9 protein-coding genes are annotated in these 13,400 nt (G+C 61.6%); all 9 read right to left on the reverse strand.

Annotated elements, in window-relative coordinates; translation table 11 throughout:
* Positions 1–14: 14 nt before the first annotated feature.
* Positions 15–1,250, reverse strand: coding sequence for a helix-turn-helix transcriptional regulator (locus CKW19_RS20710; protein WP_095059608.1), 1,236 nt, complete (start codon positions 1,248–1,250; stop codon positions 15–17).
* Positions 1,251–1,398: 148 nt separating this feature from the next.
* Positions 1,399–3,831: an RND family transporter gene (locus tag CKW19_RS20715; RefSeq protein WP_095059609.1), complete on the reverse strand. Its 2,433-nt coding sequence runs from the start codon at positions 3,829–3,831 to the stop codon at positions 1,399–1,401.
* A gap of 14 nt (positions 3,832–3,845) precedes the next feature.
* Positions 3,846–4,832, reverse strand: a complete 987-nt coding sequence (locus tag CKW19_RS20720) for a YCF48-related protein (RefSeq protein ID WP_095059610.1) — start codon at positions 4,830–4,832, stop codon at positions 3,846–3,848.
* 345 nt (positions 4,833–5,177) lie between these two features.
* A complete protein-coding gene (locus tag CKW19_RS20725) occupies positions 5,178–6,128 on the reverse strand; it encodes an OB-fold domain-containing protein (protein ID WP_095059611.1) in 951 nt (316 codons plus the stop codon).
* Between the two features lie 4 nt (positions 6,129–6,132).
* A complete protein-coding gene (locus tag CKW19_RS20730; RefSeq protein WP_095059612.1) occupies positions 6,133–7,344 on the reverse strand; it encodes a thiolase family protein in 1,212 nt (403 codons plus the stop codon).
* Between the two features lie 94 nt (positions 7,345–7,438).
* The gene (locus tag CKW19_RS20735; RefSeq protein WP_095059613.1) at positions 7,439–9,106 is read right to left on the reverse strand and encodes a DUF1302 domain-containing protein; all 1,668 of its coding nucleotides are present in this window, start codon (positions 9,104–9,106) and stop codon (positions 7,439–7,441) included.
* Positions 9,107–9,173: 67 nt separating this feature from the next.
* Positions 9,174–10,259 (reverse strand): MBL fold metallo-hydrolase, encoded by a 1,086-nt coding sequence (locus CKW19_RS20740; protein ID WP_095059614.1) that lies wholly within the window; start codon positions 10,257–10,259, stop codon positions 9,174–9,176.
* Positions 10,252–12,105 (reverse strand): long-chain-acyl-CoA synthetase, encoded by a 1,854-nt coding sequence (locus tag CKW19_RS20745; RefSeq protein WP_095059615.1) that lies wholly within the window; start codon positions 12,103–12,105, stop codon positions 10,252–10,254. The genes CKW19_RS20740 and CKW19_RS20745 overlap by 8 nt, the downstream gene beginning before the upstream one ends.
* Positions 12,102–13,187, reverse strand: a complete 1,086-nt coding sequence (locus CKW19_RS20750) for an alkene reductase (RefSeq protein WP_095059616.1) — start codon at positions 13,185–13,187, stop codon at positions 12,102–12,104. The genes CKW19_RS20745 and CKW19_RS20750 overlap by 4 nt, the downstream gene beginning before the upstream one ends.
* Positions 13,188–13,400 lie beyond the last annotated feature (213 nt).

Here is a 13,400-nt window from a genome sequence, read left to right on the forward strand (position 1 = left end):
GTGGGTCTGCAGGATCAGGCCTGACGGTAGATCGGCACGGCCAGTTGCAGTGGCGGCACCTTGATTTTCTCGGACATTTTCAACGCCAGTTGCGGCTTGCCCAGGGCCACCACGCTGTTGAGCATGATGCGCACCAGTTCGGTCTGGCGCCGCACGCCGGTCTTGGAGAAGATCGAGCGCAAGTGTGCCCGCGCGGTGTTACGCCGGATATTGAGAACCTCGGCCGCTTCTTCCAGGGACAAGCCGTTGGCCAGTTCCATGGCCAGGGCGGTTTCGGCCTTGGTCAGGTTGAACAGCTGCTTGGTCACCACTTCGCTGGCCAGGGACTTGCTCGACGCATCGCGGATATACACCAGCGCCGCCGGCTGGCCCTTCTCCTCGGCCCAGTCCAGGGACGGAATCGATTCGACCACCACCCCCAGGTTGACCAGCCCCGAGGGACGCGTCACCGACATGGCTTCGGCGCTTTTCGGCGCATCCGGACAGAACGCACCGCGAATCAGGCGTTGCAGCTCCCGGTTGTCGCTGGGATACGTCGCCTCCAGGCGCCCGCCCACCAGTTTCAGGCCATCGGAACGGGCGAGGATTTCCTGGGCTACCGGATTGATCTGCAACACGCTGCCGCTTTCGTCGAGTACCAGGGTCGCCACCGATAACCGGCTGATGGCCTGGGAGTACAACTCGCTCAGCGATTCACTGCGGTCCACCATGTTATGCAACTGCGAGGCACGCCGCAGGTGTGGCAGGAAACTGGCGCACACCGCCCGGTCGTTGGCAGAGAAGTTGGGTGCCCGTTTTGGGCGGGTCATGCGAAAACGTAGTTTGCCGCCGTCCGGAGTGGAAATGTCGGCGCACATCAGGTGATACACGTCATGGGGCTCGCAGAACATCTTGTAGTAACCGTTCTGCTCCCATTGCGAGTTGCTCATGAGGTCATCGACGGTGAACACGCTGTCCAGCGGCTGGTTGGAGAAAGGCGAATTGGTCTGCGGGTAAGTCATGTAGCAAACATCACCGGCACCTTCGATGTCGCCGACGATGATCATCACGCCCGTATCGGGTTGATCCGGCACCCGCAGGATCAGGGTGACGAAGTTGGCATCGTAGAGTTTGAGAAAACTCCTGAGGGCGTGGGCCATCAGTTTCGGATCGAGGGCGCCTTCATAGATTTCGCCCACCAACTGGTTGTAGCGCGTGAGGTCGAGGCCAAGACTGGCCAGGGCTTCATGGGTCAAGACACCATTTTGCATAGTCTTATCTCGCTCGGGTAAGAGCCTGGCCCTTCCCTTGTTATTTTTATAATTTCGGCGGGGGGAACCCAGGGTTCCCCCCCTTTTCGACTCTACTTGCCTGCCAGTTTCCCTAGCACCTGCGGACTCCACAAGAGGTCCGGCAGGTTTATTTTTCGCCTGCGGTATCACGCGCCGCCAGGCTGTTTTTCAGGTGGAACTGCCCTTGTGCCGGAGCAGGCGTACGTACCCGACAGGCAACCAACGGTCGACCTCGATTGAACCAGGCCGCCAATGCCGGCAGGAGGAAAATCGCCCCCAGCACGTTGACCAGGAACATGAACGACAGCAGCACTCCCATGTCAGCCTGGAACTTCAGCGGTGCGAACGCCCAGGTGCAGACACCAATGGCCATGGTCACGGCCGTGAATACCGCAGCGGTGCCGCGTTGGCACATGGCCTGATAGAACGCCTCGCGCAGGTTGGCGCCACGCAGCATTTCGTGCTGGATACGTTCGTACAGGTAAATGCCATAGTCGACGCCCACGCCCACCCCCAACGCCATCACCGGCAAAGTCGCAACCTTCAGTCCGATCCCGAGCAGGGTCATCAGTGCGTTACAGAGGATCGCGACAATCGCCAGCGGCACCAGAATGCACAGCACTGCGCGGATCGACAAGAAGGTCAGCCAGCAAAACAATGCCACCGATCCGAATAGTGCCCCGAGCATGATCACTTCGGCGCGCTTGACCGCCTCGTTGGACGCTGCCATCACCCCGACGTTGCCGCCAGCCAGAAGGAATTCGACTTGCGGTGTACTGACTTCAGCAATGATCCGCTTGGCTTCCGCGATCGCATGGCTGACCGTGCTGCCTTCGTGGTTGGCGAGGAACACCAGGATCTGCATCTGCTGGCAGCCGTCGGTGACCAGTCCGTCATCCGGCATATAGGCCCGAGCGCCCTGGCTCAAGCCACGGGGCGAGCCTGGAATCGCTGCCCAGCGTGGATTGCCTTCGTTGTTGCCGGCGATCACCCGCTTGCCCATGTCCGCCACACTCTGGATCGACTGCACGCTCGAGACCGTGCGCATGCGGAAATCAAAGGCTTCCACCGCACGCATCACCGCAGGCGACAGGCAACCTTCCTCAACACCCTTGACCTGAACAAACACCGACATCACATCGAGGCCGATGGAGTAGCTGTTGATGATCTTTTCGTTGTCCTGGTTGTAGCGGGAATCAGCCCGCAGTTCCGGCGCGCCCGCGCCGATATCGCCCACCGCCAAGTCGCGAGCCTTGTAGGCCCCCGCCGCCAGCAGCAACAGACTGACAACGAATACGCCCAGAGCAGGCCCCGGCTCTGCCAGCGCCGACAGACGCCACCACAGGCGGTGCTTGCCCGTCGGCCGGAATTGCGCACGACGCAATAGCGCGGGTTCCAGGTGCAGGTAGGAAATGATGATCGGCAACATCAGTTTGTTGGTGATGATCATCAACATGACGCCGATGCAGGCCGTCACCCCCAGTTCGTGAACGATCGGAATGTCGATCATCATGATCACCGCGAAGCCCAGGGCATTCATCAGCAAGGCCAGGGAACCGGGGATGAAGATCTTGCAGAACGCCGAGTGCGCCGCTTCTTTGGAACTACTGCCGGCCAACACGTCCTGCTTCCAGGCGTTGGTCATCTGCACCGCATGGGACACGCCGATGGAGAAGATCAGGAACGGCACCAGGATCGACATCGGATCGATGCCCAGGCCCAGCAGCGGCAACAGGCCCAGCAACCAGACCACCGGCAGTAACGCGACCACCAGAGCCACGACTGTCAGGCGCAGGGAGCGAGAATACAGCCACAGCAGCAACCCGGTGATGACGAAGGCCACCACAAAGAAACCGATCACCGTGTTCAACCCTTCAACCACATCGCCCACCAGTTTGGCGAAACCGACAATGTTGATTTCGATATCGGGGTTGTTGTACTTGCCGCGGATCTCTTCCAGACGCTTGGCGATCTGGACATAGGACACCGGCTGACCGGTCTTGGGGTCGGTGTCCTGTAGGTCCGCGCGGACCATGGCCGACTTCAGGTCGTTGGCCACCAGACGACCGACCTGCCCGGAGGCCGCCGTGTTGCTGCGCACCTGCGCCAGGTCCTCGGTGGTGCCGCTGAAGCGCGGCGGCACGACCACGTCGCCAAAGAAACCTTCCTCGGTGATTTCGATATAGCGCACGTTGGCGGTAAACAGCGACGTCACGCTCGGTCGACTGACCCCGGAGATGAAGAACACGTCGTCGGTGACTTTACGCAAGGTCTCGAGGTACTCAGCGTTGTAAATGTCACCCTCGCCCTTCCAGCGCACGCTGACCAGAAAGCGGTTGGCGCCGGTGAAGTAGTGGCTGAACTTGAGAAAATTGATCATGTACTCATGACGCACCGGGATCTGTTTGTTAAACCCCGGATCCAGTTGCGTGTGGGTGGCGCTGTAACCCAGGCCCAGCGTTACCAGAACAAACAGGAGCAGCAGTCCCTTGCGCCAGGCCATCAGGTGGTCTGCGCACGTATCGACACAACGTGTCACCCAGTGTTTACCTTGATTCATTTCCCGCCTCTCATTCACTGGGTGGCCTCAGTGGCCATTAGGGCAGCGACGCTGCCACCTGATCCCTGTAATACCCCGCGTTCGCCACCCACCAACAGGCGAGAGCCAACGACGGTCGCCGAGGTCAACGTGCCAAGGCCGGCCAGACGCCCGACACCGACCAGCTCACCTTTCACATTCAGGCGTACCACCGAGCTGCCCGCACCGACGATCACCAGGCCCGAGTGATCGGGCAGCACCACATGGCCATACAGCGGCAGTTGGTTTCCGACTTTGATCTGGGTCCAGCTGTCGCCGAAGTCGTGACTGACAAAAACGTGCCCGCGCATGCCGTAAGTCACCCAGTTATCTGCACTCAGGCGCACGATGCCGAACAGTGAACCGCTGTAGAACGCCGGCAATGTCTGCCAGTGCTGGCCACTGTCGGTAGTACGCAACACCAGACCCTGCTCGCCCACCAACATGCGCCGACCATCGTTGCCTCCGGCCATGCTGTTCAGGTGCGCGCTGTCGATGTCCAGCGGCTGCGGTGTCCAGGTTTGCCCTCCATCCGGCGATTGATAGAACTTGCCGAAGCTGCCGAACGCCATGACGCTGTCGCCACCGCCCGTCCAGATGCCCAGCAGCGGTTCACCCAGATCGCTGTCGTGGCGAATTTCCTGCCAGCTGCTGCCCGAGTCCACAGAACGCAGGATCCAGCCGTCATGCCCGACAGCAAGCAAGCGTTTGTCGTCCAGCGCCACAACGGCCGTCAGGGTGGCATTGCGTTGGGTGGCGACATTGGCTGGCTGCCAGCTGACGCCCTGATCATCACTGAGCAAGATGCTGCCACGCTCGCCCACGGCGACCACCCGCGCGCCAAGATTGAGCAGACCATTGATCTGCACTCGGTCCGGGCGCGTGGCCAACAGTTCGGCCTGCGGTGGGGATTTGGGGGAAAAGGTGTAGCCAATGGTCAAGGCAACCACCAGGCAAACCACGTAGCCGATCACCGAGCGCATGAGCAACGCTCCTGTTCGGGAAAGATATGGATAGGGCAAGTCATAGGGCCGATCCTCTTGTTTTTGTCACGCACCAGGGCATGCGAGGCAATCGAGATGGGCGTTGCCTCTGAGGGAATAGTCGGCGCAAGGGAGGGGTGACACATCGTCCAAATGGCTTATGCATTGGCGGGAATGGCGTGGGGGGAATGGCGGGTATTTATGTGCAAACCGAACTGATTGGCATCGCCCCCCCCTGTAGGAGCCGGCTTGCCGGCAATAGCGTCAGTTCAGACAACCCATTCGTCGACCTGACGGACGCCATCGCCGGCAAGCCGGCTCCTACGGGGGGATCTTCGGCGGGGATCAGGCCATGTACAGGATCACCAGATCGTTGATCACCGAAGGCCGGTCCTGGCCGACCACATGGGTGTTGAGCTCCAGGGTCATCTGGGTGCCACGGGTCAGGACTTCGACTTTTTTCACCCTGGCCCGCGCATGGATGCGCGAACCGGCCGGTACCGGAGCCGGGAAGCGCAGGCGATCGGAGCCGTAGTTGATCTGCGTCGTGAAGCCGCTGATTTCGAAGCCCAGCGCCAATTTCATCCGCGACTGCAACACCTGCACCAGTGCGCCATGGGCAATAGTGCCGCCGAACGGACTTTGCAGGCGTGCCCGTTCCGGATCGGTATGGATCCAGTAATCGTCGCCCGACAACCGGGCAAAGTCGTCGATCAGTGCCTGCTCGACCACCACCACGTTGCTCCAGTCGCTGAACTGCTCGCTGACCAGCGCCTGCAAAGCCGGACCGTCATTGAGGTCGATCTGCCGCACGGGCGCTTGCTCCGATACCGCAGGCGCTGGTTCATTGTCCTGCGCCGGCAACGGTTCAAGGCTGACCGCGTCTTTGTCCACCCCGGTGAAGCGCAGCAGACGATTGCCCTTGGCATCGACCTCGGCGAACACTGGCTGCAACGGCATGCCAATCTTGATTTCGCCTTCGTCCAGGCCCACCAGGTTGGTGTTGATGCGCACCCCTTCGGCCAACTCGACCACCGCCAGTTTCTGCGGCATCTCATCAATGAAGTCGGGCAAGGTCGCAATGCGCGTTACGGTGTAGCTGTAGAGCGTCGCGGCGCCGTTGACTTCGCGCCAGGCCAGGTCATGTTCAAGGCATACCGGGCAATGCCGGCGCGGGTAGAAGTTCCAGTGTGCACAGGCGTTGCATTGCTGGATCAACAGACGGCGAGCCTTCAGGCCCTCCCAGAACGGCGCGGAGATCTGCGTCGCGACCGGCATCGGTTTGTTGTTGGACATGTGCTTATGCTCCCTGAAGTATCAATGCGCCCTGCTCGCTCATCACGCCGCCGGTACCGGAGACGTAGACGCTGTCGCAGCGGCCCAGTTGGCGTTCGCCTGCATTGCCGGCAATCTGGGTCACCGCCTCGATCACCTGGCTCATGCCACCGGCCGAGGCCGACTGGCCGAAACTCAGTTGCCCGCCATGGGTGTTCATCGGGAAGTCGCCACGCCAGGTCAGGTCGTGTTCGCGCACGAACGACATGCCCTCGCCCTTGGCGCAGAAACCGGCATCTTCAAGGGTCAGCAAGGTGGTGATGGTGTAGCAGTCGTAGATCTGCGCAGCATCGACGTCCTTGGGCTTGAGCCCGGCCATGGCAAAGGCGCGCTGGGACGCTGGACCGATCGGCGTGTGCAGCATGTCCTCGGCATAGGACGGCGACTTGAAGGCCAGGTGCTCGCCAAAGCCGGTAATGAACGCCGGGCGTTTGCGCGCCCGCGCCGCCACTTCCTTGTTGGTGATGATCAGCGCGGCGCCACCGGCCACCGGCATGACGATTTCCAGGACGTGCAAGGGGTCGGCGACCATTTTGCTGGCCAGCACCTGTTCGATGGTCAATGGCTGGCCGTAGAACATCGCTTGCGGGTTGGCCAGGGCGTTGGTGCGCTGATCGACGGCGATCTTGGCCATGGCGCGCTGATCATAGTCGTACTGGGCGGCATAACGCTGGGCAATCATCGCGTAGCCGGTGTTCTGGCCCATGTGTCCGTAAGGCAGGTCGAACTCGGCTTCAGGCGCGCCGAATGCCGTGCTGTGTCCACCGAAACGCATGGAGCGGGCCATCCAGCCAGGGTCCTCGTCGGGCCCCAACGGCGCCATGCGTGCGGGGATGACGCACAGCACTGCCTGGCACAGCCCCAGCTCGATGGCAGCGGCAGCGCGCCAGACCATGCCCACCGACGTACAGCCACCCAGGTCCACCACTTCGGCGAAGTTCAGCCGCAGGCCCAGATATTCGGCCGCCATCGCCGGTACGAACACCGAGGCTTCATGAAAATGCGGGCCGTTGATCACCAGCCCGTCGAGATCCGAGGCCTTGAGCCCGGCATCGCGCAGGGCCTGGGCCGCCAGGTCGGCGACTTGCTCAAGATGGAACATCTTGGGCGCAGTCGAGTACTTCTCCGGTTTGTATTGTGCGGTGCCAACAATGGCCGCGTGCCCTTTGAGCCCCATAGTGCCTCCATGCCGAAGCGTTACGCTGCGGCGTTTTTCCAGGTTGTGTTGACGGTCCGGGCGCAGCAGGGCGACCCGGACCTCGAGTCGTCAATCAGAAGGTGTATTTCATCGAAAACGTGGCGTAGTCGCGGTCAGCGAACGGACGATCGATCGCGTCGGCTTCCCCCAGGTAGGCGATGTATCTCAAACCGAGTTCCAGGTTGCCCAGGTACTTGAAGGTCGTGCCCGCACTCAGGCGTCGGTCACCGGCAACGCCGGAAATGCTTCCGGACATGGGCGTGGAGCCGCTGAAGACGTTGGAGAAGCTGAGGGGGACATCCAGATCCCAGCCTTGGAAAACTCCCGGATAACTGAACGATGCGCCCACGGTGTAGGCGCTGGAGTACTTGGTGCGGTAACCCGCGGCTGTGCTGTAGGTATAGTCATCGGAAGAGGCCACTAGAGGTGCCAGGGAGGGCAATAGGTTCACGCCTTGCAGGTTGGGCGCCGCCGAAGTGGATTCGACGCTGTCGACCTGCACGCGGATGATTTCGGCTGTCAGACTGGTCTGGCTGGCCCAGGGACGGTCGCCGAGGATCCGGATCGCCGACAACTGCATTTGCTGGCCCTTGCCCTTGGCCGGTACTGCGCCAAGGCCGGTATTGACCATCACTGGCGCACCATCGCGGTACGACCATTCGGCGCCGACCTGGGTGTCGCCGATCTTGGTCGAGGCGCTGATGCCGGTCAGCTTGATGTCTTCGAAGTACTTGATCTCGTAGCCATTGCTGACGAAAGCGTTGCGGCCACCGCCAATCGGCAAAGCGTTGTAGCCGACCAGTGCGGTGGCCGGGTTCTTGTCGTGGTAGTTGACATGAAACAGCGACAGCTCGATTGCTGGCACCGGGCGGTAGCGCATCTGCACGCCCCACTGGCCACCATCACTCGGCTCGTCGGTGCCGCGGTAAGGGATCTTCTGGCCATTGGCGTAGATAAACTCGCGCCCTGGCCCGACTACGTCGCTGCCCGACAGATAGCTGCCCACCGGCGGCAGTTCGGTACCCTTCCATTCGTATTGCACGTATGCACCGAAGGTCAGTTGGGGGTTCAGTCGGAACGAGCCGGAGAACTGGCCCACCGGCAACAGTACTTCCTTGACTTCAACACCCGGTTGCGAGGCTTTTACCGCATCGGACGGGTTTTGTACGCCGTTCACACCCGGGTAGAACAGACTCTCGCCCCAGGACTCGATGTGCCGCCCGGCCTTGACGTCCAGCATGGTGTCGTTGTCAAAGCGCCAGCCGCTGAATACATAGACATCCAACATTTTGCTGCGACCGCCGCTGTAGTAGCGGGTATCACTGGTGAACTCGTCGTTGCTGCCGTTTTTGTTCACGGTGGCCGGCGAGTCGTTATCGTTCTTGCGGTGGTAGATGTCGTCGTAAAAGGTACTGCCGCGCACCACGGCGCCGTAGTTGTCCTTGCGCAAGATCATTTCTGCCAGGGCGCCCACGCGGTTGGTGGTCAGACTGCCGCTGTCGAAGTTGCGGTTGGCATCGTCGGCGTTGACCGTCAGCAAGCGATCGCTTTGACTGCCCGTGCGCACACCGATGCCGTAGCTGGTGGTCACCGACCAGTCGATGGTTGCGCCGTTGTCGAACTCGATCGTGTCACCGGCCCATACGGGCGTGGACAACAGCGCAATGGCCGCCGCGAGACTGCTGATCTGAAATGCGCTCGAACCGCTGACCGTGAAGTTATTGTTGTTCTTGTTGATCACACTGACTCTCCTCAATGACAACCGGCTGGCTGCCTGGAATGTTCAACACTGCTGCCGTGCCGTCCGCTCAAAACACCTTGAGCGGAGTAACAGCGCACGCTCCCCTTACAGCACGCCGGTAGCGATATCGCCCCCGGTCCTCTTCCCGCTCCAGCGACCCTTCGGCCACCAGGTAGTTGGCATGGGCCAACGTTTCGCCAAGTGCCATCAGTTCGTCGAAACGACCCGATAGCTTGGGAAACAACAGGGCCATCAGTTCGAGCACGGTGCGCGGCTCGTCACAGTTGGCCAGCATCAGCGCCAGGTGCCCTTTGTGATGGGCTTCCAGTTGATCCAGGCGCTCATGCAAATTAAAAAACGGCCGTTCGTGCGCCGGCAGCACCAGCACGCTGTCGGGCAAGCTGCGCAAATGCTCGATGGAATCGAGCCAGTCGCGCAGCGGGTCGGCCAACGGTTCAGTGGCATGCACACCGACGGTGGAGGTGATGCGCGGCAAGACCTGGTCGCCGGAGATCAGCAAGCCGTCATCCGCGGCGTACAGGCAGGCATGCTCCGGCGAGTGCCCGCGACCGATGACCACTTGCCAGGTACGGCCGCCGATATGCAGTTCACTGCCTTCGTGCAAACGGTGGAAATGGTTCAGCGGCACTGGCAGGAAATGGGCGTTGCTCATCACCGTGAACATCTCGGTGCTTTGTTCGTCACTGACGCCGGCCTTGCGGTAAAAATCGAGAAAATCCCAGCCCGGTTTTTGATCGGCGGGGAACCTGACGTGCAGCGACTGGAACTCACTGGCGGTCATGTACACAGGGCAATGAAAACGCGCCGAAAGCCACGCGGCGACCCCGGCATGATCAGAGTGAAAATGGGTACAGACCACCGCCAGCAACGGCAACCCGCCACACACTTCATTCAGCACCCGGTCCCAGACCTCTCGGGTCTGATCGGTGTTCATGCCGGTGTCCACCGCCACCCAGCCGTCGGTGTGGCGCAGCAGATAAAGGTTGATGTGGTCCAGGCGAAACGGCAGCGGCATGCGCAACCACCACACGCCTGGCGCCACTTCGCGCACCTGTCCGGAGTCGGGCGCTTGCGGCCAGGGATACCGCAGGCCGCCGCGCAGTTCATGACCGTTGACGTCGAGATCAGCCATGGTCGGCCACCGCGAAGGGTGTCAGGCCGGCCCGCGTCAAAGCCTCTGTCGAATAAGGCACATAGGTGCGCGCCTGTTCGTCGCGAATGAACAGAGGATCGCTGCAACGGGTCGGGCAGTAACCCTGGCGCTGCAGATCCACTTTGCGCAGTTTGAAGCTGGCCGTCAGATCCGCCGACTGGGTGACCCGCACGAAAACCGGTGCCGCATAACGCGGCAGGCGCGCTTCAGCCAGGGCGTACAGCGCGACAGGATCAAACGTCTGGGCCGCCTGCATCAGCACGGCGGCCATGCCGGCGCGACCTTCATTGCCCGGCACCTGGACGCCATAGATATTGATCAGCTCCAGCCCCGGCAGATCACCCAACGCATCCGCGACTTCCTGAGTCGATACGTTCTCGCTCTTCCAGCGATAGGTATCGCCGATACGGTCGACGAAGTAGCAGTAACCGTCGGCGTCTTCGCGCAGCAAGTCGCCGGAACTCCAATAAGCATCGCCCTCGCGCAACACATTGCGGCGAATCTTGCTCTCGGTGGCCTCGGTCGAGGTGTAGCCCTCGAAACGCCCGCCACCTATCTCAGGGTGATCGACGATAAAGCCCATGGCCTCGCCGACCTCGCCCACTTTGCAGACTTGATAGAAACCGTTTTCGTCCCGCGGATGGCAGTCGTTTTCGATGTCGTAACGCACCAGCCGCAGGTTGGTCTTGTTCCAGTCCGGCACGCGTCCGCAGGAACCGAAATAGTTGTCGACGTTGATCACTGCAGCATTGGCTTCAGTGGCGCCCCAGCCCTCGAACACCTGGATCGGGCCGAAGCGCTCCAGCCAGCGTTGCCAGGAATCCGGCGACAGCCCGGCACCAAGCATGCAGCGCAGGGTGTGCTCGCGCTCGTTCGCTTGCACCGGTTGATTGAGCAGGTAGCGGCAGATCTCACCGATGTACTGGAAGATGCTGATCTGATGACGAGACACGTCCTTCCAGAACTCACGCACGCTGAACTTGCGGCGGACCACAATGGCGGCACCGGCGCGCAGCGCGGTCGACGTCACGGACGTGGCCGCTGCGCCGTGGTACAGCGGCAGACAGCAATAGAACACATCCCTGGAGGTGGCCTGCAGGGTCGTTTCCATCACATCGCCCGACGACATCCAGCGCATGTGGCTGTAACGCGCCGCCTTGGGCAAGCCTGTGGTGCCCGAGGTAAAGATCAGCAGGGTCGGCGTCTGCGCGTCGATGTGCGCGCGGATATCCCGGGGGAACGGCGTGCGCGGGGCTTTCTCCAGGCGCGCATCGAAATGCCCGTCGACTCCCTTGGGCAGCGCTGCGGTCCAGGGATTTTCCGCGTCTCGCAGCAGCCAGCACGGCAGGTCTGGAAAACCTTCGGTGGCCTGCACATTGGCCAGGCACTCTTCACCGATCACCAACGCCTTGGCCTCGGTCGTCTGCAACGCATGCAGCAGGGGTCGACCACTGACCTGAGTGTTGATGAAGGCCACCACCACACCGAGCTTGACCAGACCGAACCATGTGCAGAAAAACGCCGGACGATTTTCCATGGCCAGGGCGCAGACATCACCGGCGCGCAGGCCATTGGCATAAAAGGTGTGGGCCATCTGGTTGGCTCGCGCATCGACCTCGAAGTAGCTCAGGGTCTGCTCGCCATAGATCAGGAACGCTTGCTCTCCTTGCTTGCTTGCCTGTTGTTCCAGACGATCGGCCAGGGTGTAAAGGTCGCCCGGTTTGATCTGCCCGGCGGCCGCCGAGCGTTGGTCGAGCAGCGCTTGGGTCTGCTCCCGTGGCACTGGACGTGTTGGCAAGACGCGGCTCAAGTCATTGAGGTTCATTGCGCCACCTCCTGGGCAATCGCTTGGTAGGCGCAGTAGTCGGAGTAGCCCGCCGAGCCCGGTGTATAGAGCGTTTTACGATCGAAGCGGCTCAGCGGCAGGCCACGCTTCAAGCGGTCCACCAGATCGGGATTGGCGATAAAGTGACGGCCGAACGACACAGCAACCCCCTCGCCCGACGCGAGCGCGGCGCTGGCCGAAAGGCCGTCGAAACCATCGTTGAGAATCAACGCATGCGGACTGTGCCGACGCGCCAGGGCGAAGGCATCGAGCTCTGCCAGTGGCGAGCGCATGATGTGCAGGTAGGCCAGGTTTAGCGACGCCACGGCTTCGCACAAGGCAGCCGCCGTGGCCGCCGGATCGCTGTCGTCGATGTCGTTGTAGGGGTTGCCGGGGCACAGGCGAAAACCGACGCGTCCGGCGCCAATCGCACCGGCCATGACCTCGATCACTTCCTTGGCAAAACGCACCCGTCCGGTCACATCGCCGCCGTAGGCGTCGCTGCGCTGATTGCTGCCGGAGGCCATGAACTGCATCGGCAGATAGCCGCTGGTGCAATGCAGTTCGACACCGTCGAAACCCGCCAGACGCGCATTCAATGCGGCCTGGCGATAGTCTTCGATCACGTCGTCGATGCCTTGCAAAGTCAGTGCGTGGGGCTCGTCTGTGTCCACCAGTCCGGCAGCGTCGCTGAACACCTGCGTGCGTGCGCGCAATGCCGAAGGTGCGACCGTGGCCGCACCCGCCGGCTTATTGTGCCGGCTGGCGGCGCGACCAACGTGCATCAGCTGCAGGACGATGCGCCCGCCCTCGGCATGCACCGCCTCGGTGACCCGCTGCCAGCCGACGATCTGCTCGTCGCTGTAGATGGCCGGGGTGCGACAATAGCCCAGGCCACTGGCCGAGGGCGCGGTGCCCTCAGCGACAATCAACCCGGCACTGGCACGCTGGCGGTAGTATTCGACCATGTCGCCACCAGGGACCGCATCGGCAAGGGCACGGCTGCGAGTCATGGGTGCCATGACGATGCGGTTGGCCAGTTGCAGTTCGCCCAGGGCGACCGGTTCGAACAAGACGCTCATTTCAATTCCTCAGCTTCTTATTGTTTTCAGGCTGTCGCCATGCTCGCCACAACGTGGGCAAGCGCTGACATGCCAGCGGATACGGGCTGAATGATTGACGTTGAGCACAAGCGAAACATCGTCCGACAAGACTAGGTTCGCCATTGGGTAAGGCGGCTTGCCTGGGTACGACAAAGATGGTCTGAACGGACGATGAAATAAAAACCGGGCACG

Source organism: Pseudomonas sp. Irchel s3f7 (assembly GCF_900187615.1).
In the GTDB taxonomy this organism is placed as follows: Bacteria; Pseudomonadota; Gammaproteobacteria; order Pseudomonadales; family Pseudomonadaceae; genus Aquipseudomonas.

Excerpts from the sequence above, each read along its gene's own strand:
- CKW19_RS20710 (WP_095059608.1), bottom strand. The coding sequence starts at position 1,250 with ATGCAAAATGGTGTCTTGACCCATGAAGCCCTGGCCAGTCTTGGCCTC.
- CKW19_RS20715 (WP_095059609.1), bottom strand. The coding sequence starts at position 3,831 with ATGAATCAAGGTAAACACTGGGTGACACGTTGTGTCGATACGTGCGCA.
- CKW19_RS20720 (WP_095059610.1), bottom strand. The coding sequence starts at position 4,832 with ATGCGCTCGGTGATCGGCTACGTGGTTTGCCTGGTGGTTGCCTTGACC.
- CKW19_RS20725 (WP_095059611.1), bottom strand. The coding sequence starts at position 6,128 with ATGTCCAACAACAAACCGATGCCGGTCGCGACGCAGATCTCCGCGCCG.
- CKW19_RS20730 (WP_095059612.1), bottom strand. The coding sequence starts at position 7,344 with ATGGGGCTCAAAGGGCACGCGGCCATTGTTGGCACCGCACAATACAAA.
- CKW19_RS20740 (WP_095059614.1), bottom strand. The coding sequence starts at position 10,259 with ATGGCTGATCTCGACGTCAACGGTCATGAACTGCGCGGCGGCCTGCGG.
- CKW19_RS20745 (WP_095059615.1), bottom strand. The coding sequence starts at position 12,105 with ATGAACCTCAATGACTTGAGCCGCGTCTTGCCAACACGTCCAGTGCCA.
- CKW19_RS20750 (WP_095059616.1), bottom strand. The coding sequence starts at position 13,187 with ATGAGCGTCTTGTTCGAACCGGTCGCCCTGGGCGAACTGCAACTGGCC.